Annotated in this window: 21 protein-coding genes, 1 other RNA gene and 2 other annotated features; of the genes, 20 read left to right on the top strand and 2 right to left on the bottom strand. The window is 39.9% G+C overall.

Annotated elements, in window-relative coordinates; translation table 11 throughout:
- Positions 1–146: 146 nt before the first annotated feature.
- Positions 147–2,342, top strand: a complete 2,196-nt coding sequence (locus tag ACWM35_RS06540) for a RelA/SpoT family protein (protein ID WP_454816613.1) — start codon at positions 147–149, stop codon at positions 2,340–2,342.
- A gap of 12 nt (positions 2,343–2,354) precedes the next feature.
- Positions 2,355–2,795, top strand: coding sequence for a D-aminoacyl-tRNA deacylase (gene dtd, locus ACWM35_RS06535; RefSeq protein ID WP_454816611.1), 441 nt, complete (start codon positions 2,355–2,357; stop codon positions 2,793–2,795).
- Between the two features lie 29 nt (positions 2,796–2,824).
- Here the strand turns inward: dtd and ACWM35_RS06530 are convergent, their stop codons facing one another.
- The gene (locus ACWM35_RS06530; protein ID WP_454816609.1) at positions 2,825–4,561 is read right to left on the bottom strand and encodes an SH3 domain-containing protein; all 1,737 of its coding nucleotides are present in this window, start codon (positions 4,559–4,561) and stop codon (positions 2,825–2,827) included.
- 166 nt (positions 4,562–4,727) lie between these two features.
- On the opposite strand from ACWM35_RS06530, the gene ACWM35_RS06525 reads away from it, so the two are divergent.
- The 7 genes from ACWM35_RS06525 (at position 4,728) to ACWM35_RS06495 (ending at position 11,493) form a co-directional block, all read left to right on the top strand.
- Entirely contained in the window at positions 4,728–4,904 is a 177-nt protein-coding gene (locus ACWM35_RS06525) for a hypothetical protein (protein WP_454816607.1), read from the top strand.
- Positions 4,905–4,958: 54 nt separating this feature from the next.
- Positions 4,959–5,200: a binding site (T-box leader), on the top strand.
- Positions 5,201–5,255: 55 nt separating this feature from the next.
- The gene (hisS, locus tag ACWM35_RS06520) at positions 5,256–6,527 is read left to right on the top strand and encodes a histidine--tRNA ligase (RefSeq protein ID WP_454816606.1); all 1,272 of its coding nucleotides are present in this window, start codon (positions 5,256–5,258) and stop codon (positions 6,525–6,527) included.
- 13 nt (positions 6,528–6,540) lie between these two features.
- The gene (gene aspS, locus ACWM35_RS06515; RefSeq protein ID WP_454816604.1) at positions 6,541–8,319 is read left to right on the top strand and encodes an aspartate--tRNA ligase; all 1,779 of its coding nucleotides are present in this window, start codon (positions 6,541–6,543) and stop codon (positions 8,317–8,319) included.
- 61 nt (positions 8,320–8,380) lie between these two features.
- A non-coding RNA gene (gene ssrS / locus ACWM35_RS06510) (6S RNA) lies at positions 8,381–8,577 on the top strand.
- A gap of 144 nt (positions 8,578–8,721) precedes the next feature.
- Positions 8,722–9,489: a tRNA threonylcarbamoyladenosine dehydratase gene (locus ACWM35_RS06505; RefSeq protein ID WP_454816602.1), complete on the top strand. Its 768-nt coding sequence runs from the start codon at positions 8,722–8,724 to the stop codon at positions 9,487–9,489.
- A 140-nt stretch (positions 9,490–9,629) separates the two neighbouring features.
- A complete protein-coding gene (locus tag ACWM35_RS06500; RefSeq protein ID WP_454816600.1) occupies positions 9,630–10,556 on the top strand; it encodes an ABC transporter ATP-binding protein in 927 nt (308 codons plus the stop codon).
- Entirely contained in the window at positions 10,549–11,493 is a 945-nt protein-coding gene (locus ACWM35_RS06495) for an ABC transporter permease (protein ID WP_454816599.1), read from the top strand. The genes ACWM35_RS06500 and ACWM35_RS06495 overlap by 8 nt, the downstream gene beginning before the upstream one ends.
- A gap of 29 nt (positions 11,494–11,522) precedes the next feature.
- Here ACWM35_RS06495 and ACWM35_RS06490 read toward each other — a convergent pair whose 3' ends face one another.
- Positions 11,523–12,794, bottom strand: a complete 1,272-nt coding sequence (locus tag ACWM35_RS06490) for a replication-associated recombination protein A (protein ID WP_454816598.1) — start codon at positions 12,792–12,794, stop codon at positions 11,523–11,525.
- Positions 12,795–12,952: 158 nt separating this feature from the next.
- Here ACWM35_RS06490 and cymR point away from each other — a divergent pair, with 158 nt between their 5' ends.
- The 11 genes from cymR (at position 12,953) to alaS (ending at position 25,238) form a co-directional block, all read left to right on the top strand.
- Positions 12,953–13,372, top strand: a complete 420-nt coding sequence (gene cymR, locus ACWM35_RS06485; protein ID WP_454816596.1) for a cysteine metabolism transcriptional regulator CymR — start codon at positions 12,953–12,955, stop codon at positions 13,370–13,372.
- A gap of 45 nt (positions 13,373–13,417) precedes the next feature.
- Positions 13,418–14,560, top strand: a complete 1,143-nt coding sequence (locus ACWM35_RS06480; RefSeq protein WP_454817103.1) for a cysteine desulfurase family protein — start codon at positions 13,418–13,420, stop codon at positions 14,558–14,560.
- Positions 14,561–14,783: 223 nt separating this feature from the next.
- Positions 14,784–15,902, top strand: a complete 1,119-nt coding sequence (mnmA, locus tag ACWM35_RS06475; RefSeq protein ID WP_454816594.1) for a tRNA 2-thiouridine(34) synthase MnmA — start codon at positions 14,784–14,786, stop codon at positions 15,900–15,902.
- An 83-nt stretch (positions 15,903–15,985) separates the two neighbouring features.
- Entirely contained in the window at positions 15,986–16,639 is a 654-nt protein-coding gene (locus ACWM35_RS06470; protein WP_454816592.1) for a tetratricopeptide repeat protein, read from the top strand.
- A 36-nt stretch (positions 16,640–16,675) separates the two neighbouring features.
- Complete coding sequence (recD2, locus tag ACWM35_RS06465; RefSeq protein ID WP_454816590.1) at positions 16,676–19,078, top strand: SF1B family DNA helicase RecD2; 2,403 nt, start codon at positions 16,676–16,678, stop codon at positions 19,076–19,078.
- A gap of 244 nt (positions 19,079–19,322) precedes the next feature.
- On the top strand, positions 19,323–19,817 hold the full coding sequence (locus ACWM35_RS06460; RefSeq protein WP_454816588.1) for a CBO0543 family protein: 495 nt from the start codon (positions 19,323–19,325) through the stop codon (positions 19,815–19,817).
- 410 nt (positions 19,818–20,227) lie between these two features.
- Entirely contained in the window at positions 20,228–20,698 is a 471-nt protein-coding gene (locus ACWM35_RS06455) for a PRC-barrel domain-containing protein (RefSeq protein ID WP_454816586.1), read from the top strand.
- Between the two features lie 17 nt (positions 20,699–20,715).
- On the top strand, positions 20,716–20,907 hold the full coding sequence (locus ACWM35_RS06450) for a hypothetical protein (protein WP_454816585.1): 192 nt from the start codon (positions 20,716–20,718) through the stop codon (positions 20,905–20,907).
- 23 nt (positions 20,908–20,930) lie between these two features.
- On the top strand, positions 20,931–21,065 hold the full coding sequence (locus ACWM35_RS06445; protein ID WP_454816583.1) for a YrzQ family protein: 135 nt from the start codon (positions 20,931–20,933) through the stop codon (positions 21,063–21,065).
- A gap of 91 nt (positions 21,066–21,156) precedes the next feature.
- Complete coding sequence (locus ACWM35_RS06440) at positions 21,157–22,236, top strand: AI-2E family transporter (protein WP_454816581.1); 1,080 nt, start codon at positions 21,157–21,159, stop codon at positions 22,234–22,236.
- A 62-nt stretch (positions 22,237–22,298) separates the two neighbouring features.
- Positions 22,299–22,514: a binding site (T-box leader), on the top strand.
- A 90-nt stretch (positions 22,515–22,604) separates the two neighbouring features.
- The gene (gene alaS, locus ACWM35_RS06435; RefSeq protein WP_454816579.1) at positions 22,605–25,238 is read left to right on the top strand and encodes an alanine--tRNA ligase; all 2,634 of its coding nucleotides are present in this window, start codon (positions 22,605–22,607) and stop codon (positions 25,236–25,238) included.
- The last annotated feature ends 44 nt before the right edge of the window (positions 25,239–25,282 follow it).

The raw sequence follows: 25,282 nt of genomic DNA, 5'->3' as shown, positions 1-25,282 counted from the left end.
CACTGGAATTGTAGAAAAAACTTCTCAATCCCTTTACATCTGCGGTTTTTTTTTCGATAATAGTAACAATCATTTCAATTTTGTAACGACTATAGTTAGTGAAACATTTAATAAATAATAAAATGAGACGAACAAAAGGTGATTTTATGGCGAACGATCAAGTGTTATCGGCCGAACAAGTCATCGACAAGACGAAAGCCTATTTAAACGAAGAGCATGTTGAATTGGTAAAAAAAGCATACGAATTCGCAAAACATTCTCATCGTGAACAATACCGGAAATCGGGAGAGCCTTACATTATTCATCCCATTCAAGTTGCTGGCATTTTGGCAGACTTAGAGATGGATCCTGCAACGGTTGCTGCTGGTTTTCTGCATGATGTCGTTGAAGACACCGATGTTACCTTAAAGGACATCGAGGAGGCTTTTAATGACGAAGTGGCGATGCTTGTCGACGGGGTAACAAAGTTAGGGAAAATTAAATATAAATCGCATGAAGAACAGCAGGCAGAAAACCACAGGAAAATGTTTGTGGCGATGGCTCAGGATATCCGCGTCATTTTGATCAAGCTCGCGGACCGTTTGCATAATATGAGGACGCTTAAGCACCTTCCTTTTGAAAAGCAGCGTCGAATTTCAAATGAAACACTTGAAATTTTCGCACCTTTGGCTCATCGTCTTGGAATTTCTAAGATTAAGTGGGAGTTGGAAGATACCGCATTAAGATATCTAAATCCGCAGCAGTATTACCGGATTGTTAACTTAATGAAGAAAAAGCGAGCAGAACGGGAGCAGTATTTAGAGGATGTTATGGACGAAGTCAGCGGTCGGATGAAGGAAGTATCCATCAACGCCGAGGTTTCGGGGAGACCTAAACATATTTATAGTATTTACCGGAAAATGGCACAACAAAATAAACAATTTAGTGAAATCTATGATTTACTTGCCGTGCGAATTGTTGTGAATAGCATCAAGGATTGCTACGCCGTTTTAGGGATTATCCATACATGCTGGAAACCAATGCCAGGCCGCTTTAAGGACTATATTGCGATGCCTAAGCCAAATATGTATCAATCTCTGCATACGACGGTGATTGGTCCGAAAGGGGATCCGCTGGAGGTCCAAATTCGTACATTTGAAATGCACCGCATCGCGGAATTCGGGATTGCCGCCCATTGGGCCTATAAAGAGGGCAAGGGGCTTAGTGAAACGACTTCCTATGAACAAAAATTAACTTGGTTTAGAGAAATTCTTGAGTTCCAGAATGACACACAGAATGCCGAAGAGTTTATGGAATCGTTAAAAATCGATTTATTCTCTGACATGGTATTTGTGTTTACACCTAAGGGTGATGTCATCGAGTTGCCTGCTGGATCAGTACCGATTGATTTTGCTTACCGAATCCATTCGGAAATCGGAAATAAGACAATTGGTGCAAAAGTAAACGGCAAAATGGTCACATTGGATTATAAGCTCAAAACAGGTGATATCATTGAAATCCTTACCTCGAAGCATTCATATGGTCCAAGCCAAGACTGGTTGAAGCTTGCACAAACTTCACAGGCAAAGAATAAGATTCGGGCATTTTTTAAGAAGCAGCGTCGTGAAGAAAATGTTGAAAAAGGTAAGGAACTTGTTGAGAAAGAAATCCGCTCGATGGAATTTGATTTAAAAGAGATCTTAACCTCTGAAAACCTGAAAAAGGTTGCCGACAAGTTTAATTTTATGAATGAAGATGATATGTATGCTGCCGTAGGTTATAACGGTGTTACCGCCTTACAGGTGGCCAATCGTTTGACTGAGAAGTGGCGTAAAAAGCGAGATCAGGAACAATCAGCGACCATTACAAATGCTGTTTCTGATTTAAAGGCGTTTCCTTCCACGAAAAAACGTGAATCCGGTGTCCGCGTTTCCGGTATTGATAATTTATTAATCCGGTTATCAAGATGCTGTAATCCCGTTCCAGGGGATGAAATCGTTGGTTTTATTACAAAGGGGCGGGGTGTTTCAGTTCACCGATCCGATTGTACGAATATCGATTCTAATGATGCGCAATCACGTTTAATTCCGGTTGAGTGGGAATCGTCATTAAATGATCGAAAAGAATATAATGTCGATATTGAAATCAATGGCTATGATCGTCGTGGCTTGCTAAATGAGGTTCTTCAGGCGGTTAATGAAACAAAAACAAATATTTCAGCCGTTTCTGGGCGTTCTGACCGTAATAAAATGGCTACGATTATCATGTCGATTGCGATCCACAATGTCGCCCATTTACAAAAGGTTGTTGACAGAATCAAACAGATTCCAGACATTTATTCGGTACGCAGAATCATGAATTAAGGAGTTCTAAAAATGCGAGTTGTTGTTCAGCGCAGTAAAAAAGCTAGAGTCACCGTTGGTGGGGAAGTGACCGGAGAAATATCAAGCGGACTTGTTTTGCTTGTTGGTGTTACTCATGATGATTCAGAATCGGACGCTGTCTTCCTCGCTGATAAAATTGCAAACCTGCGAATTTTTGAAGATGCTGAAGGAAAGATGAACTTATCTTTACTGGATGTTGGCGGGGAAATCCTTTCTGTATCTCAATTCACTCTTTATGGTGATTGCCGTAAGGGGAGACGGCCGAATTTCATGGATGCAGCAAGACCGGAGCAGGCCAATCAACTATATGAAAGCTTTAACAGTCTTTTACGAGACAAAGGAATTAGTGTCGAGACTGGACGCTTCGGTGCGATGATGGACGTTGAGTTAATCAATGATGGACCAGTAACATTGATTATCGATAGTAAATAAAAGAAGCTTGGCATAATGCCAAAGCTTCTTTATTTTTCTTTAAAGTATAATGCTAATCCGTTATATAATCCGGTTGCTGCATTTTCTTGATATTGACTAGATTTCAATGTCATTTCTTCAGCAGAATTACTGAGGTATCCTAGTTCCATCAGTACAGCCCTTTGAGGATTTTCACGTACTACATGGAAATCACCTGTGCGGACTCCACGGCTTTTTAACCTAGTTTGGGCATTTGTGGCATTGTAAACGTATGTAGCCAACGCTTTTTGATAGGAATGGTAGTAATAACCGGTCATTCCCCGTACGCTTTGATCGAGGCTGCTATCATAATGTAAACTGATAAAGGCGTCAGCGCCATGGGTGCTTGCCATTCTTACCCGTGATGGCAGTGATATGAAGGAATCATTGCTTCTAGTTAAAAACACATTTGCCCCCGAGGCCTTTAGCTTGTCATACAAAAGTTTCGCCGTTCTTAATGTTAATTCTTTTTCACTTGTACCGCTGCGACCTGATGCTCCGTCATCCACACCACCATGTCCAGGATCAATGACAATTGTCTTGGACTGGAGAGAATCATCAGCACCTTTCTTTTCTATGCGCTTCGTGGAATCATTGGTGCTGACAATCCAGCCAGCAATAAATCCACTAGACCCGTTAGGTAAGTCGATTTCATACCAATCATTGCGGATACTTTTTACAGGATAAGTCTCACCCTCATTTGCTCGAAGAACAACATCTGATTGAACGGTGGCATTTTTTCTAATATTACTACCATCATGGAGAACAGTTATCGTGCTTTCTTTTACTGGTTGTTTTGGCGTTTCTTTATCTCGATTAAAATACCAGCCTGCGGCCCAGCCAAACCTTCCGGGCTGGAATTCTATCTTAACCCAATTATTTACTTCCTCTACAATAGGATAACTTTCCCCTTTAGAAACCGATCCGATAATGCTGGCATTTTGCGAGTAATCCTTACGCACATTTAAATTGCTTGCTGTTACAGTTCCAATCGTTCCTTTGTCTTTACTTGATGGAGTTTCCGTTTTCCCGCCAATTTGAACATATTCCGCACTTACCCAGCCTGTTTGGTCCTTGAACTTAATTTCTACCCAGTTATTCTTTTTTGAATAAATCGTGACTGTTGTCCCTTTTGAGATTTTACCAAGAATGGTACCTGTGGTAGAAGGCTCCTTCCGGACATTCAATATGTCAGTTACAACGGCTTTTTCTCCTGTTGTTTTATTCTCTTCTTTAGACTCAGCCTTCTTACCCGAATTAAAACTTATGTATTGTCGTGCCACCCAGCCTTCACCAAAACTTGCGGAAATTTTTAACCAGGTTTCATTTTCTTCTAGAATCATGACAGCTTGTCCTTTATTTAAATACCCGATAATTCGGAAGCTTGTCCCAGGTCCGGAACGCACCCTTAATTGGTCAGTATTTGCCTCAGCAGCATTTTTGTTGGATGAAACTGCAGAAGAAGACTCGCCATTTGATTTTTTTACGAGCCAATTGGCCACCCAACCCGTTTTTCCTGAGGGAAGGTATATCTCAATCCAATCGTCCTTTTCTTTTACAATCGTAAATTTATCGCCCTTTTTTACCTGTTTCACGAGCGGATAGCTTAAGCTTGGTCCTTTTCGAATATTCACCGAATCAGCTGCAATTGTAATCGTACCGTTTGCCGCGATTCCCCTATCAAGTGGCAGGATGGCTCCGAAAAAGAGTGTGAAACATAATAAAAATAGACTAAATCTTTTTACCATCTATGCTCTCCCTTTATGTATATTTCTTTTATTTTAGCGTAAAAGGGCCTGAAAATCAGCCTAAAATGTAAAATTACGGCTTTTTTTTCGTCTTGGCCAGAGGTAAGTTTTTTAGATTGTTGGAAATAATAGAGGTAATAGATGATGTGAACGAGGTGAATGAACGATGAGATCGAACGAAAAGGGAATGAGTACGCAAGAGATGAACAATAGGCTTTTTGGTGTAGATTTTCATGATTTTATTCAAAGTGAACAACATAATACGACATTTGAGCTAGCTTCCGAATTTGGATTATCCATCAGAGATGTAAGAAAGTTAAAAAAACATCTGGAAAGATCGTAAATCCTGCTTGACAATGGAATCGATGCTCCGTATTATTAGTAAATAATAAACATGATATAACCAATGATGGAGCATAGTAGTTAAGCAAAAATACATGAAAAGAGAAGAAATGCCCTAGGCTGAAAGCATTTCTGCATGGTACTTAATGAATGAACACTCCGAAGGCTTCTCTCTGAAAAAGCTAGACTCTAGTAGGAATAGAACGTATGCAGGCGTTAACTGTAAAAGAGGAAGGCAGCTGTAATCAGCCGTCTTCAACTAGGGTGGCACCGCGGGATATAACTCTCGTCCCTTGTATTTATACAAGGGATGGGAGTTTTTTTATTTTTTATTGAACAGGAGGACATTGCTATGTCAATTAGCATTCCAAGAGGCACACAGGATATTCTGCCTGGAGAGGTAGAAAAGTGGCAGCTAATCGAAGCCAAAGCCAGAGAGCTTTGCGAGAAATATCAATATAAGGAAATTCGGACACCGATATTTGAACATACAGACCTGTTTTCAAGAGGTGTTGGTGATACAACGGATATTGTTCAGAAAGAGATGTATACATTTGAGGATCGTGGCGGCCGCAGCATTACCCTTAGACCGGAAGGAACAGCGGCAGTTGTAAGATCGTTTGTGGAAAAGAAAATGTTTGGCTATCCGACGCAGCCTGTAAAGCTTTATTACATGGGACCAATGTTCCGTTATGAACGCCCTCAGGCAGGACGTTTCCGCCAATTTGTTCAATTTGGTGTCGAAGCATTGGGCAGTAATGATCCGGCCATTGATGCGGAGGTTATCTCACTAGCAATAAACTTATATAAGGAAATGGGCTTGAAAAAATTAAAGCTTGTTGTCAATAGTCTTGGAGATAAAGAGAGCCGGACAGCTCACCGCAATGCTTTAGTGGATCACTTTAAACCAAGGATCGGAGAATTTTGCCAGGACTGTCAAAGCCGGCTTGAAAAGAATCCATTAAGGATTCTCGATTGCAAGCAAGACCACAATCACGAATTAATGGCATCTGCCCCTTCGATTATCGAATATTTAAATGATGAGTCCCGAGTTTATTTTGAAAAATTACAGCAATATTTAAAGCAGCTAGAGGTTGAGTATGTTGTTGATCCAAATCTTGTCCGCGGATTAGATTATTATAATCACACAGCGTTTGAAATAATGAGTGATGCCGCGGGATTTGGAGCCATTACCACTTTGTGCGGCGGCGGCCGCTATAATGGTTTAGCCGAAGAAATTGGCGGCCCAGAAACACCAGGAATCGGCTTTGCTTTAAGTATCGAACGTTTTATTGCTGCTCTTAATGCTGAGGGGATTGAGCTAGAAGTTAATGAAGGCATTGACTGCTATATTGCTTCTCTCGGTGATGAAGCAAAGGATTATACAGTTGGTCTTTTGCAGCAGCTGCGTTTAGCTGGTTTTTCTGCTGAAAGAGATTACTTGAATCGAAAAATTAAAGCACAATTTAAGGCAGCGGATCGTCTAAAAGCAAAATATGTTGCTATCCTTGGCGACGATGAACTTAATAACAATAAGATTAACTTAAAAAATATGGCTACAGGTGAACAAGAGGAAATTGAGTTAGCCGAATTTATTAAACATTTTAAAGAGTTGCATGGATAAGGAGAGGGTAAGCATGTATGGCAGATCGTATTTTTGTGGTGAAGTTCCAGAATCAGCAATTGGCGAAAAAGTAACCCTAAAGGGCTGGGTCCAGAAACGCCGTGATCTAGGCGGATTAATTTTTATTGATCTTCGTGACCGTTCTGGGATTGTTCAAGTTGTTTTTAATCCAGATTTATCAAAAGAGGCACTTCAAACTGCTGAGAAAATTCGTAATGAGTTTGTTCTTGATATTCAAGGTAAAGTGGTAAGCCGTGACGTGGCAACGATTAATCCGAACCTTAAAACCGGAAAGATTGAAGTCCATGCAGAACAAGTGACGATTATCAATGAATCCAAAACACCTCCATTTATCATTTCAGATAAAACGGATGCTTCTGAGGATGTTCGTCTTAAATACCGCTACTTAGATTTCCGTCGTCCGGTCATTTTTGAAACCTTAAAGATGCGTCATGAGGTAACCAAACATATTCGAAATTTCCTGGATACTGAAGGTTTCTTAGACATTGAAACGCCAATTTTAACAAAAAGTACTCCAGAAGGGGCTCGTGATTATCTTGTCCCAAGCCGTGTGCATCCGGGTGAATTTTATGCACTTCCTCAGTCACCACAGCTATTTAAACAATTGTTAATGCTTGGCGGGGTTGAGCGCTATTATCAAATTGCCCGTTGTTTCCGGGATGAGGATTTACGTGCAGACCGTCAACCGGAATTCACTCAAATTGATATTGAAACAAGCTTTTTAGGTCAAGAAGATATCTTGAGCTTAATGGAAAGAATGATGACAGGCCTTATGAAGGAAGTGAAAGGTCTTGATATATCTTCACCATTTCCAAGAATGTCCTATGATGAGGCGATGAGCCGTTTCGGTTCGGATAAACCAGATACTAGATTTGGGCTTGAGTTGGTAGACCTTTCTGAGATTGTGAAGGATTCAGGTTTTAAAGTATTTGCAGCAGCAGTTGCTGGAGGCGGGCAAGTTAAGGCAATTAATGTAAAAGGCTTTGCTGACAAGTATTCTCGTAAAGATATTGATGCTTTAACAGAGTTTGTTGGAGTATATGGTGCAAAAGGGCTCGCATGGTTGAAGGTAGACGCTGAGGGCTTAAAAGGGCCGATAGCGAAATTCTTCTCAGAAGAGGATGCAAAGGCTTTAGTAACTACGCTTGATGCAAGTGAGGGTGACTTGCTGCTATTTGTTGCTGACAAGCGAAATGTCGTGGCGGATGCTTTAGGTGCCTTACGAATGAAGCTAGGAAAAGAGCTAGGACTGATTGATCAAACTAAGTTCAATTTCTTATGGATCACGGACTGGCCGCTCTTAGAGTATGGTGAGGAGGAAGGCCGTTACTTTGCGGCGCATCACCCATTCACTATGCCTGTACGAGAAGATCTGCCATACTTAGATACAGATCCTTCTAAGGTAAGAGCACAGGCTTACGACCTTGTCTTGAACGGCTATGAGCTTGGCGGCGGAAGTTTAAGAATTTTTGAACGTTCAATTCAAGAAAAAATGTTCAAAGTACTTGGCTTTACACCAGAAGAATCAAATGAGCAATTTGGATTCCTTTTAAATGCGTTTGAATATGGTACGCCTCCACATGGCGGTATTGCTCTTGGATTAGACCGATTGGTTATGCTGCTAGCTGGTAGCTCTAACCTGCGTGACACAATAGCATTCCCTAAAACAGCAAGTGCCAGCGACTTATTAATGGCCGCACCAAGTGAGGTTTCAGAAGCACAATTAAAAGAGCTTAATTTGTCATTAAATCGTAATAATAAAAGTGAATAAAACGCTTTCATGGAACCTTGAATCAGTGTTTATTTTATGATATTATAAAGGCAATCAAATAAGAGTCCTGAAGTGTACGTTGTATTACCTGACTTTTGACCAACATTATTTCTTCGGGAGTTCGGAGTTTTCCGGTAGCGTAAATGCCCCAACCTATACGGTAAAAGGGACTTACTAATACGTGAAATAGAACACCCACCTGCGAAAGTAGCGGGATCAAAAGAAGGAACTAAGCGCGACGGCATCATTGGGACCCTTATAAAAATAGTCTTCTGCAAACGCAGAGGGCTATTTTTATATTTCAAATAATTCCTATCAAAATACTTGTTTTTATATGCTGGTATGATATATTTTTTTAGGGTTAAAGCTAATGAAAAGTGAATTTAAATTTTGGAGGACTATATGTTACATCAATTTTCCCGTAATGAATTAGCCATTGGTAAAGAAGGCCTTGTGATAATGAAAAACAGCACGGTTGCTGTTTTAGGAATCGGAGGTGTCGGCTCCTTTGCCGCGGAAGCACTTGCCCGTTCTGGTGTTGGACGTTTAATTTTGGTTGATAAAGATGTGGTGGATATTACGAATGTGAATCGCCAGCTTATTGCTCTTCTTTCTACGGTCGGACAACCGAAAGCCGATTTGATGAAAGAGCGGATTAAAGACATCAATCCTGATTGTGAGGTTATTGCTTTAAAAATGTTTTATACGGAAGAAACGTATGAGCAGTTTTTTAGCTATGGCCTAGATTTTGTCGTGGATGCATCAGATACAATTATTTATAAAATTCATCTGATGAAGGAATGTTTGAAAAGAAATATCCCAATTATCTCTAGCATGGGCGCGGCCAATAAAATGGATCCGACCCGCTTCAAGATTGCGGATATTTCTAAAACACATACTGATCCGATTGCAAAAGTGATCCGTACAAAGCTGCGTAAAGAAAGAATTCACAAGGGGATTCCCGTCGTGTTCTCAGACGAAAGCCCAATTGTCATTCGTGAGGATGTTCGGAAAGAAGTGGGCAATGACCAAGCTGTCATTCGAAAAGCGCAAATGCCTCCAGCCTCCAATGCCTTTGTTCCATCTGCTTGCGGATTAATAATGGCAAGCTACGTTGTCAATCAATTGCTGGCTGATATTAAAATTACCCGAGTTGCTGACGAAAAATAAAATTAAATGTTTAGCCTCGAACAGGATGCTGTTCGGGGTTTTTTGGTTAGAATGATTGTGATTTATTAAAACGAGAAAATTACTCTTCAATAAGTTAAACTTGTGTGAGAGGGTAAAAAGTAATGAGAGGGGGCGCCTAGTTGGAATCAATTGTAGTATTAAAAGATGTTACTAAGGTTATCAAGGGCAGAACCATTATAGATAATATCAGCTTTGAAGTTAACAAAGGTGAGGTTTTTGGATTCCTAGGTCCAAATGGTGCAGGAAAAACGACGACTATCCGGATGATTGTTGGCTTAATGGGGATAACCTCTGGTGACATCACCGTTGGCGGCGCAAGCATCAAAACAAACTTTGAGGATGCAGTCAGGCATGTCGGTGCTATTGTTGAAAATCCAGAAATGTATAAATTCCTAAGCGGTTATCAAAACCTTGTTCATTATGCTCGAATGTCCAAAGGAATTACAAAAGAAAAAATTAACGAAACGGTTAAATTGGTGGGTTTAACGGACCGGATTCAAGATAAAGTCAAGACATATTCACTTGGGATGCGTCAAAGATTAGGCTTGGCACAATGTCTTTTACACGACCCGGCAGTACTGATTTTGGACGAGCCGACCAATGGTTTGGATCCAGCAGGAATAAGAGAAATCCGTGACTACATCCGACTGCTTGCCCGTGAAAAAAATATGGCAGTGATTGTTTCCAGTCATATCCTTTCCGAAATGGAAATGATGTGTGATCGGATCGGAATCATTCAAAACGGTCGTCTTATTGACGTTCAGCTTGTTGAGGAATTTGTCCATTCTAAAGCTTCAAGCTTTGAATTTGAAGTTATTCCAAGTGATACAGCCCTTGCTTTAATCGAAAAGAATTATCCAAAAATCCCATTAACACGTTCGAGAAATGGTGTAACGGTTGAGCTGCCAAAAGAAGAAGTTCCGAATGTTGTTAAAATGTTTGTAGCAGATAATATTCAAATTTTTGGGATTAAAGAAGTCTCTAAAACATTAGAAGATCGCTTCCTCGAAGTCACCGCAGATAAGGGGGGAGATCATCATGCTTAGCCTTATTCAAAATGAGTGGATGAAAATATTTAGACGGCCCGGAACATATGTAATGATTGCGATTCTAATCCTGATTGTTTCAGTGACAGGGATTTTCATGAAGGCTCAGGATCAATCTGTTCGTGCTGATGAGAATTGGAAGCAGGTGCTTCAGCAGGAAAACGAAGCATTAAAGGGACAATTAGAATCAAGTCCGCTAAAAATGGAGCAGGAGTATTATAAAAAACAAATTGCCATTAATGAATATCGGATCGAACATGATATTCCTTTAATTGACAAATATAATGTTTGGTCATTTGTAAAGGATAGTTCCGACCTTATCGTATTAGCTGGATTATTTACCATAATAGTTTCGGCTGGAATTGTTGCTAGTGAATTTACATGGGGAACCGTGAAACTCTTACTTATTCGGCCAATCAATCGCAATAGAATACTTCTATCCAAGTATTTAACGGTACTGATATTTGCCTTGTTGATGCTCTCGATCTTATTTGTTTTTTCAACGCTATTAGGTGCAATTCTGTTTGGAATGCCAGAAAAGGCAATTCCCTATTTAAATTATTTTGGTGGGGAAGTGGTCGAGCAAAGTATGGTTGTGCATTTATTGATTTATTACGGTCTTAGCTCGATTGAAATGATCATGCTGACAACGATGGCGTTCATGATCTCATCTGTTTTTCGAAACAGCTCGCTTGCAATTGGCTTATCATTATTCCTAATGTTTACTGGAAGTCAATTTACGGCTCTTTTATCGATAAAGTTTTCATGGGCAAAATATATTTTGTTTGCAAATACGGATTTAATGCAACATGTTGAAGGATTCCCGTTACTAGAAGGAATGACATTGTCATTCTCAATTCTTGTATTGTTAGTATACTATCTCCTATTTCTATTTTTGGCCTTCTATGTTTTCAAAAAGAGAGATGTTGCTGCTTAATAAAAATAACCTCTGGAAATAGTCAGAGGTTATTTTTTTCGTTTTATATTCTCATAGACATTGGCAATAGCCTGTTCGAATTTTCCGGTTTTCTTTGGCTGATAGTACTGCTTATTTTTTAATTTGTTCGGTAAATACTGCTGTTTGACCCATCCTGACTCAAATTCATGTGGATATAAATATCCAATCCCTCTACCGAGTTCTTTTGCACCCTTATAATGAGCATCCCGCAAATGATCAGGAACTTCACCGCTAATGCCTTTTTGGATATCTTCCATTGCGGCCTGGATGGCTATCACTGCTGAATTAGATTTTGGTGATAAACATAACTCAATTACGGCGTTAGCCAGTGGGATCCTAGCTTCTGGGAATCCGATCCTCTCAGATGTCTCGATCGCGGCTAAAGTTCGTGCTCCTGCCTGTGGATTGGCTAAGCCCACGTCCTCATAGGCAATTACTAATAGACGTCTGCTGATACTTGGCAGGTCACCAGCTTCAATTAACCTTCCAAGATAATGAAGTGCAGCATCCACATCACTGCCGCGAATCGATTTTTGGAAGGCAGATAAAACATCATAATGTCCGTCCCCATCTTTATCGGCAGCCAAGCTTTTCTTTTGCAGGCATTCTTCGGCAACTTTCACATCGATATGAATGACTCCATCGACATCCTCATCGCTTGAAAGGACAGCTAGTTCCAGTGCGTTTAAGGAGCTGCGCACGTCGCCATTGGAGGCACTAGCGAAATGGGCTAATGCCTCTTCCGAGAGTTTGACCTTTAATTGACCGAATCCTCGGTCCTCATCGGTGATCGCCCGAAGTATAGCTGCTTTAACATCCTCTGGCTCCAGTGGTTTAAGTTCGAAAATTTGACAACGGCTTCGAATCGCTGGATTAATCGCATGATAAGGGTTGCTCGTTGTAGCTCCAATTAATGTTATCATTCCGTTTTCTAAATAGGGTAAAAGGAAATCCTGTTTTCCTTTATCGAGGCGGTGGACTTCATCTAAAAGGAGAATTACTTTTCCTGACATTTTTGCTTCAGCTGCAACGATTTCCATATCTTTTTTATTATTGGTTACGGCGTTAAGAGTTCGAAAGGCATATTTGGTGCTTCCGGCAATCGCACTGGCAATCGATGTTTTCCCAATTCCCGGTGGTCCATATAAAATCATAGAGGTCAGCTGTTTTGCCTTTACCATTCTGGCAATAATTTTTCCATCGCCAACTAAATGCTGCTGGCCAACGACCTCTTCAATGGTTCTTGGACGCATTCGAAATGCGAGTGGCTTTTGCTGCATAGTTCATCTCTCCAACTTAAATCTTCATATACCTTTACTCTATCATTTTTATCTGAAAAAGCATATTAAAGTACAATATGCTATAATATCTAATGCCAATTAAATTACTGAGAATTTTTGTTAATATATAGAAATATCGAAAAGAGGTGCTTGAAAAAATGAGAATTTCGACAAAGGGCCGCTATGGGCTTACGATTATGATAGAACTAGCGAAAAATTATGGGGAAGGTCCGACTTCCTTAAAGACGATTGCACAAGCAAATCAATTATCAGAGCATTATCTTGAACAATTAATTGCTCCGTTAAGAAATGCAGGGTTAGTAAAAAGTATTAGAGGTGCCTACGGAGGTTATATCCTCTCAGACACTCCATCAAAAATCACAGCTGGAGATGTCATTCGTGTTCTAGAAGGTCCTATCACCCTCGTTGAAGGGATTGAAGATGAAGAACCAGCTCAAAGGGAGCTTTGGATCCGAATCCGTGATGCCATTAAGGGAGTTCTCGATCATACCACGCTTGAAGATTTGGCAAGTCATAGTGATGACAAAGAAGTCGACGGTTATATGTTTTATATTTAAGGTTAAAAGTATATAGAGGAATTATTTTTGATTGAAGGTGTAATGATGGAACGAATTTATCTCGACCACGCCGCTACCACTCCGATGCATCCAAGGGTTATTGAAAAAATGATAGAAGTGATGAATGGCTCATTTGGAAACCCGTCTAGTATCCATTCATATGGAAGGGAAGCCAGGCATCAAATTGACTTAGCACGGGAAGTTTTAGCCAATAGTATTGGTGCAAAGGAAAATGAGATTATCTTTACTAGCGGCGGTACAGAAGCTGATAATATGGCTTTATTTGGAGCAGCCGAAAGCTATCAGCATAAAGGAAAGCACATTATAACGACGCTAATCGAACATCATGCTGTGCTTCATGCATGCGAGCGCCTAGAAAAAACAGGCTATGAGGTTACGTATTTACCAGTGGATGAAACAGGGATGATTTCAATCGCAGAACTCCAAGCTGCTTTACGAGAAGATACCATTTTAGTATCGATCATGTTTGGAAATAACGAGGTAGGGACGATTCAGCCGATTAACGAAATTGGTGCATTATTGAAGGAGCACCAGGCTATTTTTCACACCGATGCGGTTCAAGCTTATGGCATTGAAAATTTTAATGTTAATGATAGCGGAATTGACTTATTATCCGTTTCTGCTCATAAAATTAACGGACCTAAAGGGACGGGCTTTCTTTACGTTCGTGATTCAGTAAAAATTGTGCCGCGTTCCTTCGGTGGAGAACAGGAAAGAAAACGGAGGGCAGGCACGGAAAATGTTGCCTCAATCGTAGGCTTTCAGGAAGCTGTAAAAATTGCCATCGAAGAGCGGGAAGCAAAGCGAGAACTGTATCAGGGCTTCAAAGAAACCTTTATTCAGCATTTAACTGATCATGGGGTTGAGTTTTACGTGAACGGATTGCTTGAAAGATCCCTTCCGCATGTATTAAACTTAAGCTTTCCAGGGACTAACGTAGAAGCAATGCTCGTGAATCTTGATTTAGCGGGAATTGCTGTTTCAAGCGGTTCTGCCTGCACGGCGGGTTCGATTGAACCTTCGCACGTCCTGGTCGCCATGTTTGGTAAGCAATCAGATCGTTTAATCAATTCCGTTCGTTTCAGCTTTGGTTTTAATACGACAGAAGTAGAAATAACCAGAGCAGCAGATGAAACCGCAAGAATTGTGTCACGTCTGAAAAAATAAAGCGTTCATAATGCCCGGAAATCGATTGGAGCAAGGATTACGGTCATTATAAAGCGTTCATAATGCCCGGAAATCGATTGGAGCAAGGATTACGGTCATTATAAAGCGTTCATAATGCCCGGAAATCGATTGGAGCAAGGATTATGTTCATTATAAAGCGTTGATAATGCCCAAAAAATCGATTGGAACTATATATGGTTATTTAGGATGAGAGGTGAGAATGATGGAAAAAAAGGATCCAAAAAATACACGCGTCGTTGTAGGGATGTCAGGTGGTGTTGACTCCTCAGTCGCAGCCTTGCTTCTAAAACAACAGGGATACGATGTCATCGGTATCTTCATGAAAAACTGGGATGATACCGATGAAAACGGGGTTTGTACGGCAACGGAGGATTACAATGATGTCATTCGGGTTTGTAATCAAATTGGTATCCCTTATTACGCGGTTAATTTTGAAAAACAATATTGGGATAAGGTATTCACCTACTTCCTGGAAGAATATAAAGCAGGAAGGACACCGAATCCAGATGTTATGTGTAATAAAGAAATCAAATTCAAGGCCTTCCTTGAGCATGCGATGAATTTGGGTGCAGATTATTTAGCGACAGGTCACTATGCAAGAGTAGAGTTTCGTGACGGTGAGTACAAAATGCTGCGTGGTCTAGATGAAAATAAAGACCAAACCTATTTTCTTAATCAATTAACGCAGGAACAGCTAAGCAAAGTGATGTTCCCAATTGGTAATCTTGAAAAATCAAGAGTTCGGGAAATTGCCAAGGAAGCAGACCTTGCGACAGCTACCAAAAAGGACAGCACAGGAATTTGTTTCATAGGTGAGCGTAATTTTAAAGATTTCCTTGGTCAATATCTACCGGCTCAGCCTGGTAGTATGGAAACTCTTGACGGCGTTGTTAAGGGCAAGCATGAAGGCTTGATGTACCATACCATCGGTCAGCGCCACGGTTTAGGTATTGGCGGCTCAGGGGAACCGTGGTTTGCGATCGGCAAGGATTTAAAACGAAATATCCTTTATGTTGGTCAGGGTTTTCATAATGAAAAACTCTATTCTGACTCACTTGTGGCCGTAAATGTTAGCTGGGTTTCTGACCGAGAAAAGTCAGTGGAATTTGAATGTACGGCTAAATTCCGTTATCGTCAGGAAGACAATAAAGTGACCGTTCGTCTGATGGAAGATCAAAAGGTTGAAGTCCTATTTCATGAACCAATTCGTGCGATAACACCTGGGCAGGCTGTTGTATTTTACAATGGCGATGAATGTCTCGGCGGCGGTACAATTGATCTCGTTTTTAAAAATAATGAACGCTTAACCTATGTAGGTTAAAAACATCCCTGATTCCTTATTTGGAGTCGGGGATTTTTTTCTCTGATATGATATACTCACAATTAGAACGGAGTGATTAACTTATGGAAAAAAACCAATTAGGGGTTCAATACATGCAAGAAGGAAAATGGGAAGAAGCAGCGAAGATTTTTAATGAAATCATTACAGAAAACCCAGAGGACCCAATTGCGTACATAAATTTCGGTAATGTATTATCGGCAGTTGGTGATGATGAAAAAGCCTTGAAGTTCTATGAAAAGGCCATTCAATTAGATGAAAATGCCGCTGCGGCCTACTATAGTGCAGGTAACATCTATTTCAGCAATGAACAATTTGAGCAGGCCAAAAAAATGTTCGAAATGGCCATGAAAAAAGGACTTAACAACAGTGATAACTATTTCATGTTAGGGCTGTCACTCGTCCAGCTTGATCAAGGAAAGTTTGCCATGCCTTATCTTCAAAGAAGTGTAGAACTGGATGAAAATGATGCCGAAGCTCGCTTTCAATACGGTTTATGTCTTGCACAGCTCGAACTTATCGATGAAGCGATTGTACAATTAGAAAAATGTGTTGAGCTTGATAAAGAACATTCTGATGCCTATTACAACTTAGGAGTATCCTATGCTTTTAAAGAAAATGGTGTTAAAGCATTGGATATGTTTGATAGGGCCCTCGAAATTCAGCCGGATCATCTCTTAGCCGGACATGCAAAAAAACTAATTGAAAATAATCAATAAGAACAGCCACTTTTATGGAAAGGAGGGAGCATCAAGATGGACAAGCAAAGCTCATTGGATTTATTTGCAGAGCAAGGAAAGTTTGTAAAAGGAAAACACTTGGTAACGATTTTTCATAATGAACAAAACCTTTATACTGTAATGCGAATTCGTGTGGAAGAAACAAATGATGAGTATGATGATAAGGAAGCGGTTATTACCGGTTATTTTCCAAAAATCCATGAACAGGAAACCTATATCTTTTATGGGGAATTTAAAGATCATCCAAAGTTTGGACTCCAATTCCAAACAAAGCATTTTCGTAAGGATATTCCGCAAACCAAGCAAGGGGTTATCGGTTATTTATCGAGTGAAATGTTTAAAGGAATTGGAAAGAAAACAGCAGAAAATATCGTTGAGGTTCTAGGAGAAAATGCCATATCAAAAATACTAAACCATCCTTCCTTGCTTGACTCAGTTCCTAAGCTTCCTCCCGATAAGGCAAAAATGCTTTATGACACCCTTATGGAGCATCAAGGACTCGAACAGGTAATGGTCGCCTTAAATCAATATGGTTTTGGCCCGCAGCTGTCAATGAGAATTTACCAAGCTTATAAGGAAAACACCCTTGATAAGATTCAATCTAATCCCTATCAGCTGGTAGAAGATGTTGAGGGGATTGGTTTTGGACGTGCAGATGAGCTCGGCTATCAATTGGGAATATACGGTAATCATCCTGATCGAATCAAAGCAGCCTGCCTCTATACACTTGAAAGCGAGAGTATGCAGACAGGCCATGTTTTTATTTATGTCGAGGATTTACTTATCAGGGTGCAAAGTCTTTTAGAGGAAAACAAACGAGATCAAATTGAGTTTACGGACATATCACAAGAAATCATTAAGCTTGAAGAAGAGGGGAAAATAATTGGTGAAGAAAAACGAGTCTATTTGCCTTCTTTATTTTTCGCAGAAAAAGGACTTGTAACCAGTATTAACCGGATTCTTCAACAAACGGAATACAAAGATCTGTTCCCAGAATCAGAATTTTTGCTGGCCTTGGGTAGTTTAGAGGAAAGAATTAAGGTTCAATATGCTCCAACACAAAAGGAGGCAATCCAAACAGCTTTAATGTCACCTATGTTAATTCTGACCGGGGGGCCAGGAACCGGTAAAACGACGGTCATTAAAGGGATTGTTGAACTTTATTCTGAGCTGCATGGCTGCTCATTAGAGCCTAAAGATTATCATAAAAAGGGCGAGCCATTTCCTATTTTACTTGCGGCCCCAACTGGAAGAGCAGCAAAACGAATGAGTGAATCCACAGGGCTTCCGGCCGTTACGATCCACCGATTACTTGGATTAAATGGGATGGAAGGGGTCGATCGTGGAGAATCCAGTCCACTAGAAGGAAAGATTCTGATTGTCGATGAAACCTCTATGCTTGATATTTGGCTTGCGAATCAGTTATTTAAAGCACTGCCGGAAAATATTCAAGTCATTCTTGTTGGCGATGAGGATCAGCTGCCTTCAGTAGGTCCTGGGCAAGTGCTGAAAGATCTTTTAAGCTCTGAAGTGATACCGACAGTAAGGTTAACAGATATTTACCGACAGGCTGAAGGTTCTTCGATCATTGAACTAGCCCATGATATTAAAAAGGGCAATTTGCCTGCTGATGTAACGATGAAAAAAGCAGATCGCTCGTTTATACGCTGTAACTCAACGCAGATTGCTCAGGTTGTGGAAAAAGTGGCCCAAAATGCAAAAAGTAAAGGCTACACGGCAAAGGATATTCAAGTGTTGGCCCCGATGTATAGAGGTCCTGCTGGTATTGATCGATTAAATGTCTTATTGCAGGAAATTTTCAATCCGAATCCTGATGGAACAAGGAAAGAAATCACCTTTGGAGAGGTAAAATACCGCATTGGAGATAAAGTTCTTCAACTAGTCAATCAGCCGGAGAGTAATGTGTTTAACGGTGATATCGGCGAAATTATTTCGATCTTTTATGCAAAGGAAAATACCGAAAAACAAGATTTACTTCTCATTTCCTTTGAGGGTAATGAGGTCGAATACACAAGGCAGGATTTGAATCAAATTACTCATGCCTATTGCTGCTCAGTACATAAATCACAGGGGAGTGAATTCCCGATTGTCATCCTGCCAATCGCAAGAAGCTATTACAGGATGTTACAAAGAAATTTAATATACACTGCGATTACCAGGAGTAAACAATCGCTCATTCTTTGTGGTGAAGAGGATGCTTTGAGGATGGGCGTCAAAAGGGCAGATGAGCAAAGCCGGAATACGACCCTTTGTCAAAAACTGCAGGAGACCATTACATTTTTAAAAAATGGCAATGCAAATGAAAAGTCAGATTCAGAATTTTCACAAGAAGAGCTTTTGATGACGGTAGACCCAATGATTGGCATGGAAAACCTTACACCTTATGATTTTATGTAGACGTATAGAGAAACACCGATATGAAGTATAAAAATATTGATATATTAACGATTCATGGTGTTTTTGCAAATGGGGTAAGAAAGGATTCTATAAAAGCGAAAAAGCTAATCGAAAATACTCGATTAGCTTTTTACTTTAAACCATACCGAAACATAATAATTTCTCTATATTTTAAAGGATAATACTTAATTGAATAGGTAAATGTAATAATATTACTAATTAATCCTTTTGGACGGTGTTCTTTATGGAGAAAAAATTGTTAAATTTACTTACAGCTCTATGCATATTTTCATTGCCATTTTTATTTAAAGGCTCAAAAATGAGAGAAAATCTGCTTATTTTTTTCTCAAAAGGAATTATTTCGACTCTTATTGATGCATATGTTGTTGCAACTAAAAGAGTTGAATATCCAGTTCGTCCTTTTCCAAAAATTTTTAAAACGAATATTATTTATGACATGTTGTTTTTCCCGATTCTAAGTGTTATTTGGGTTAAGATTTCATACAACGACAATTTTTGGAAAATATTACTTAAAAGTTTTATTTTTAGTGTTCCTATGAGTTTGGGTCAATGGTTTATGGAAAACAAAACAGGATTATTTAAATGGAGAAAATGGTCACCTTTCCATACTTTTGCCAGTGTTAATTTTACCTTGTTTATTATTAGAGGGTTCGTTGGTTTATTAAAAATATTAGATAAATTTAAAGGTAATCACCCTATATCCCAATCTCAAGGTTAATACTATGAAGAAACGTATAAGTTAGAAGCGATTCTTTGGATTGTTACTTTTCTAGGATTTGGTTAATCAGGAATTCGTTGCATAATAATAAATTTTGGTTCTAAAATGAATTATAGTGACAAGGGTAACCATCTTAATTATAAAAATAATGATTGTGAAGAAATATTCTTAAATAGGGGGCTGAAATTAAATAAGAAGCCATAGACTACTTCAAAAAAAGTAGTCATTTATTTTAATTTTATACAGAACGCTAGTTCGTTGTTTTTCCTGTGACCAAATCGAGTAAACCAACGTTGGAAGCCTTAGTAAATAAAGGGTTTGAACCCAAACCACAATGGAAAACCTTACACCTTATGATTTCATGGTGATTGACTGAAACTATAAATGTTCATAAGGAGGTGGGACACTCTTTGCGAACATTTAGTCTTTTGAAAGGTCAACCTGTTTTTGAAGCGAAAACGGGAGCCAAAATCGGTGAAGTTACAGACTTGTGGATCACGAACGATGGGGTAGTCAAAGGCCTTATCGTAAAAAAAGGCGCGTTCTTCAAACAGTCATTTTTCCTCAACATCCAAGATGTATCATCCTTCGGCTGGGATGGGGTCATGATTGATGATGATGAATACCTTGAAAAACTAAAAACAAGTCCAGAATATACGTTAACCCATCAGCGCTCTTTAAGCGGGAAGATGCTTATAACCAAAAGTGGTGAATCATTGGGGTTATTAGAGGACGTATATTTTCATGAGGAATTGGGCACAATCGTAGGGTACGAAATAACGGATGGTTTCTTTTCAGACATATCGGAAGGTAAACAGGTAATTCATTCCGGAGTGCCCCCAGCGATTGGAAAGGATGCCATCATCGTAGATGTAGAATAAACGAGAGGTGTCATTTCATGTTCAAGTGTCCTAATTGTCAGAGTAAGGATATTGGTAAAATCGGGATAAACCAATATTATTGCTGGAATTGTTTTATTGAATTATCTCTTGGTAAAGGTATTATCAATACCCATCAGGTTGAAGAGGATGGTACACTCAGTTCCCTTGATGATTTGTTTGAAGAAGAAGAGCGTCGTTACACCCTATAAAAAATAATTTAGAGGTGAAACGTATGAACAAGATGATGACTTCTGCCTTAGCTTTCGGTGCTGGTATTGCAGCTTATAATATCGCACAAAGAAACAATATGATCTCTGCCCGACAAATGAAGAGAATGCAACGGAAAGTAAAAAGAGCTTTGTTCTAAAAATCAATCCCCCTCATCACAAGTGAGGGGGATTCTTGTATAATTCCACCAGATGTCTCTAAGAATAAAAACAACAAAGGAGGCATTCGTGTTGGAAATACGTATGAAGTGGTTTTATCGAATTGGATTTTTACTTCTTTTACTAATCTCCTTGTACGTTTTCTTAAAAATAAGATTTGTTTGGTTACCAGTTGTAAACATGGGAATCGTTATTCTCCTGCCATTTGTGATTGGTGGGTTCATTACATACTTGCTTCACCCGGTTGTTGAAAAGTTGCATGAAAAGGGATTGCACCGTGGGTTAGCGATTTTTTTGATTTATTTTCTCTTTTTTGGGGGAATCGCTTTCGCCTTATATAAAGGAATTCCAGCATTTATTGCCCAATTAAGAGATCTTGCGGAAAGTGCTCCTTTTCTTGCTGAGAAATATCAAGGCTGGATTAAAACCTTGCAATCACATACGAGAGAATGGCCCAATGGCATTCAAGAACAGATGAATGCTGGGATCAATGGTTTTGAAAAAAAATTGGACTCGCTGTTGCAAGTGATGATCGATATCTTACTCAAATTTTTAAGTTCTGCCCTTGCCGTTTTAATTATTCCTTTTATCGCTTTTTATATGTTAAAAGATTTTCCTGTTATTAAAAGGGCTGTCTGGTATATCACCCCTAAAAAATGGCGGAAGCAGGGGATCCGCTTTCTAAAAGATGTTGATGAATCCCTAGGAAGCTATATACGAGGCCAGCTCCTTGTATGCGTCATCATTGGCAGTCTTTCGACTTTGTTGTTCTGGCTGTTTCATCTAAAGTATCCTTTACTGTTAGGTTTTATCATTGGTGTCACAAACGTGATTCCTTATTTTGGCCCCATAATCGGGGCTGTTCCGGCAGTGATCATTGCCGCTACAATCTCGGTAAAATTAGTGATCATTACGCTTGTGATTGTCTTTGGACTCCAATTTCTAGAGGGGAATATATTATCCCCTTACATAGTTGGAAAAAGCCTGCATATGCACCCATTAATGATCATGCTAGCTTTAACAGCAGGAGGGGAAATCGGCGGAATTATTGGCATGATCTTAGCTGTCCCTGTTTTAGCCGTATTAAAAGTGGGTATTATGCATGCGAAGAACCATTTTATAGAAAGTAAAATCAAAGAGCAATCACGTTAAAGCAATAAGCAGATTGACAAACGTTTTTTGGGTAGCTATAATCCACATATAGAATAATTTGGATGAACATGTTGAAGGATCAAGTATGTTGTAGACCATCTTTTAGAGAGGGGCTTCCTTGGCTGTAAGAAGCTCTAGATGAAGGATAACAGAAAGCTAATCTGGAGTGCAGCTAACCACTGCCGTTATTGCCGCGTTAAGGCAATATTGAGAGATGAGCACGGACTTTTTGTGTTCATAATCAGGGTGGTACCGCGAGGCAAGCTCTCGTCCCTGTTAGGGATGAGGGCTTTTTTGTGTTTATTTTTATAGGAAAAGCTGCAGCGCCTAGGGGCGGTAGCTGGACAAATTTTAGGAGGAGTAAAGAAATGAAAAATTTAACGGGCTCAGAAATTCGTAAAATGTTTTTAGATTTCTTTCAAGAAAAAGGACATACTGTAGAACCAAGTGCACCACTCGTCCCGCACGATGATCCGTCTTTGTTGTGGATTAATAGTGGAGTGGCAACTTTAAAGAAATATTTTGATGGCCGGGTGATCCCTGATAACCCAAGAATCACAAATGCGCAAAAGTCAATTCGTACAAATGATATTGAAAATGTCGGAAAGACTGCACGTCATCATACTTTTTTTGAAATGCTTGGGAATTTTTCAATTGGCGAATATTTCAAAGTAGAAGCAATTGAATGGGCATGGGAATTCTTAACGGATAAAAAGTGGATTGGCTGGGACCCGGAGCTTTTATCAGTCACGATTCACCCAGAAGATCATGAAGCATTTGATATTTGGTACAAAAAAATCGGTATTCCTGAGGAACGCATTATTCGTTTAGAAGGGAACTTCTGGGACATTGGTGAAGGTCCGAGTGGTCCAAATACGGAGATTTTCTATGACCGCGGTCCTGAATATGGAAATGATCCAACAGATCCAGAACTTTATCCTGGCGGTGAAAACGAGCGTTATCTAGAAGTTTGGAATCTTGTCTTTTCCCAGTTTAACCATAATCCAGACGGCACTTATACACCCCTTCCAAAGAAAAACATTGATACCGGTATGGGCTTAGAGAGAATGGCATCCGTCGTGCAAAATGTTCCAACGAACTTTGATACAGATTTGTTTATCCCAATCATCCGCTCGACGGAAGAGATTGCTAGCGTAAAATATGGTGATGACAAGGAAAAGGATGTTGCTTTCAAAGTTATCGCTGACCATATTCGTACCGTTGCTTTCGCGGTTGGAGACGGAGCACTGCCTTCTAATGAAGGACGTGGCTATGTGTTACGCCGCTTACTGCGCCGTGCCGTCCGTTATGCGAAACAAATTAATATTAACCGTCCATTCATGTATGAACTTGTACCAGTTGTTGGTGAGATCATGCACGACTTCTATCCAGAAGTAAAAGAAAAGACGGAGTTCATCCAAAAGGTCATTAAGAATGAAGAGGAACGTTTCCATGAAACTCTTCATGAAGGGCTCTCTATTCTTGGCAGTGTCATTAAAAAGGAAAAGGATAAAGGCAGTGATACTATCTCAGGTGCCGACATTTTCCGTCTTTATGACACCTATGGATTCCCTGTTGAATTAACAGAGGAATATGCAGAAGAAGAAGGAATGAAGGTTGACCATGACGGTTTTGAAGCAGAAATGGAATTGCAGCGTGAGCGCGCACGGGCGGCTCGTCACGATGTGGACTCAATGCAGGTTCAAGGCGGCGTTCTCGGTGACCTGAAAGTTGGTAGTGAATTTGTTGGCTATGAACAGTTGCAAACAAATGCTACAGTTATTGCATTGTTGAAAAATGGTGAATTGATTGAAGAGGCTTCTGAAGGTGAAGAGGTTCAATTTATTTTAGATGTGACACCTTTTTATGCTGAAAGCGGAGGACAAATTGCTGACCGCGGAACATTGGAAGCGAATGGTGTTATTGTGGCTGTTAAAGATGTCCAAAAGGCTCCTAACGGGCAAAATCTTCATAAAGCAGTGGTTCAATCCGGAACATTAAGAAATAACTTAGCTGTTAAGGCTACAGTTAATCAAGAAAACCGAGTGCAAATTATTAAGAACCATACGGCAACCCATTTGTTACATCAAGCTTTAAAGGATGTACTTGGGACACATGTTAATCAAGCTGGATCTCTTGTAGAACCAGATCGTCTCCGTTTTGATTTCTCTCATTTTGGCCAAGTGAAGCCGGAAGAATTAGAGCAAATTGAGAAAATCGTAAACGAAAAAATTTGGAAGAATATCGAAGTTGATATTAGCCTAAAACCAATTGCTGAAGCGAAAGAAATGGGAGCAATGGCCCTATTTGGTGAAAAATATGGAGATATCGTTCGTGTCGTTAAGGTTGGCGATTACAGCCTTGAGCTATGCGGCGGTTGCCATGTACCGAACACATCGGTTATTGGTTTGTTTAAAATTGTATCTGAAGGTGGAATTGGGGCAGGTACCCGCAGGATTGAAGCAGTTACTGGTCAAGGAGCATACGAGTTATTAAATGAACAGGTTGGACTATTAAAGGAATCTGCTGATAAATTAAAAACGAATCCGAAAGAAGTGGTTAACCGAATCGATGCCCTGCTGAATGAGATGAAACAGCTGCAGCGCGAAAATGAATCACTAGCTGCTAAACTTGGAAATATTGAAGCAGGTAACCTTGTTTCGAATGTCAAGGAAATTGACGGTGTTAAAGTGTTAGCTGCGAAGGTTCAAGCGACTGACATGAATAACTTAAGAAGTATGGTAGATGATTTAAAACAAAAACTCGGCTCTGCAGTCATCCTGCTAGGCAGTGTGAATGAAGGCAAAGTGAATTTAATTGCCGCTGTCACGAAAGATCTAATTGACAAAGGTTATCATGCAGGAAAGTTAGTGAAGGAAGCAGCTTCGATTTGCGGAGGCGGCGGAGGCGGCCGACCTGATATGGCACAGGCAGGAGGAAAAGATCCAGAAAAACTGGACTCTGCCCTACAATTCGTTGACGAATGGGTTAAATCCATTTGATAATGGGACAAAGTAGTGTAGAATAATAGGTAATTGATCCAGTA

The sequence above is a fragment of the Neobacillus sp. K501 genome (assembly GCF_053749995.1).
Note: the sequence above shows the minus strand (reverse complement) of the source record. Positions and strands in the feature narration are given on the sequence as shown.

Bases quoted from the DNA above. Each gene is read 5' to 3' on its own strand.
- ACWM35_RS06480 (WP_454817103.1), top strand. From the start codon at position 13,418: ATGGAACGAATTTATCTCGACCACGCCGCTACCACTCCGATGCATCCA.
- dtd (WP_454816611.1), top strand. From the start codon at position 2,355: ATGCGAGTTGTTGTTCAGCGCAGTAAAAAAGCTAGAGTCACCGTTGGT.
- ACWM35_RS06490 (WP_454816598.1), bottom strand. From the start codon at position 12,794: ATGCAGCAAAAGCCACTCGCATTTCGAATGCGTCCAAGAACCATTGAA.
- ACWM35_RS06460 (WP_454816588.1), top strand. From the start codon at position 19,323: ATGGAGAAAAAATTGTTAAATTTACTTACAGCTCTATGCATATTTTCA.
- ACWM35_RS06445 (WP_454816583.1), top strand. From the start codon at position 20,931: ATGAACAAGATGATGACTTCTGCCTTAGCTTTCGGTGCTGGTATTGCA.
- ACWM35_RS06470 (WP_454816592.1), top strand. From the start codon at position 15,986: ATGGAAAAAAACCAATTAGGGGTTCAATACATGCAAGAAGGAAAATGG.
- recD2 (WP_454816590.1), top strand. From the start codon at position 16,676: ATGGACAAGCAAAGCTCATTGGATTTATTTGCAGAGCAAGGAAAGTTT.
- ACWM35_RS06530 (WP_454816609.1), bottom strand. From the start codon at position 4,561: ATGGTAAAAAGATTTAGTCTATTTTTATTATGTTTCACACTCTTTTTC.
- cymR (WP_454816596.1), top strand. From the start codon at position 12,953: ATGAGAATTTCGACAAAGGGCCGCTATGGGCTTACGATTATGATAGAA.
- ACWM35_RS06540 (WP_454816613.1), top strand. From the start codon at position 147: ATGGCGAACGATCAAGTGTTATCGGCCGAACAAGTCATCGACAAGACG.
- ACWM35_RS06505 (WP_454816602.1), top strand. From the start codon at position 8,722: ATGTTACATCAATTTTCCCGTAATGAATTAGCCATTGGTAAAGAAGGC.
- alaS (WP_454816579.1), top strand. From the start codon at position 22,605: ATGAAAAATTTAACGGGCTCAGAAATTCGTAAAATGTTTTTAGATTTC.
- mnmA (WP_454816594.1), top strand. From the start codon at position 14,784: ATGGAAAAAAAGGATCCAAAAAATACACGCGTCGTTGTAGGGATGTCA.
- ACWM35_RS06495 (WP_454816599.1), top strand. From the start codon at position 10,549: ATGCTTAGCCTTATTCAAAATGAGTGGATGAAAATATTTAGACGGCCC.
- ACWM35_RS06450 (WP_454816585.1), top strand. From the start codon at position 20,716: ATGTTCAAGTGTCCTAATTGTCAGAGTAAGGATATTGGTAAAATCGGG.
- aspS (WP_454816604.1), top strand. From the start codon at position 6,541: ATGTATGGCAGATCGTATTTTTGTGGTGAAGTTCCAGAATCAGCAATT.
- ACWM35_RS06525 (WP_454816607.1), top strand. From the start codon at position 4,728: ATGAGATCGAACGAAAAGGGAATGAGTACGCAAGAGATGAACAATAGG.
- hisS (WP_454816606.1), top strand. From the start codon at position 5,256: ATGTCAATTAGCATTCCAAGAGGCACACAGGATATTCTGCCTGGAGAG.